Consider the following 755-nt stretch of genomic DNA (forward strand, 5'->3'; position numbering starts at 1 on the left):
GGTCCGCTCGGACGACACGGTCGAGAAAGTCTGGAAAAGGCTCACGCGTTGACTTCATGGACGTCCTTTGCCCCGGCTTCTTTGAGAATGCTGGAAAGGTGCTCACGTTCATTTTCTGGACAGAGCACCAGGACACCGAAATGGTCCTGGCTGAACCGGTTGTCGTAATGCTCCGGGCGGTGCAGCTTGGGGAGCCTGGCTTTGAAGAGCATCGCCGCGAAATTGAACAGGACCGAAAAAAGGATACAGAATTCAAAACCGACAACCACCGCCGGCACAAGGGGGATGATGGGCTTGCCGCTCACAACGAACTTCCATTGCACGCAGGTGTAAACCACCAGAGCGATTCCCGTCAGGATTCCCAGGACTCCGCCGGTCAAGGTCACAAAGCGAACGGGGCTCGGTTTCAGGCCGAGAGCTTCCTCGATGCCGTGGTGTGGAAAAGGGGAATAAACCGTGTGGATTGTGAACCCTTTCTCCCTGGCAAATTTCAGCGCATTCACCAGTTCATCCAGATAGGCGAAGACGCCCAGTAACTTTTTTTCATGCGCCATGATTTTCCCCTGCTGGAACTTTCACCTATGGGTTCTCCCTCCTGGAGTGCCGCCCGGTTTCCTTCATTTCCGTCATGGAGATGGTGGGAATGAACCTGGCGAACAACAGGAAGAGGAAGAAGAAGAGGCTGAAGGAGCCGATCATGATTCCAAATTCCACCCAGGTGGGACTGTAATACCCCCACGAGTACGGATCGAATT

Annotated in this window: 1 protein-coding gene; it reads right to left on the bottom strand. The window is 54.2% G+C overall.

Going from position 1 to position 755, the window contains the following annotated elements:
• Positions 1-41 precede the first annotated feature (41 nt).
• Positions 42-554: a DUF3341 domain-containing protein gene (locus BRSPCE3_RS35635; RefSeq protein WP_244071782.1), complete on the bottom strand. Its 513-nt coding sequence runs from the start codon at positions 552-554 to the stop codon at positions 42-44.
• Between the last annotated feature and the right edge of the window lie 201 nt (positions 555-755).

The organism is Bradyrhizobium sp. Ce-3 (genome assembly GCF_022835695.1).
In the GTDB taxonomy this organism is placed as follows: Bacteria; Pseudomonadota; Alphaproteobacteria; order Rhizobiales; family Xanthobacteraceae; genus Bradyrhizobium.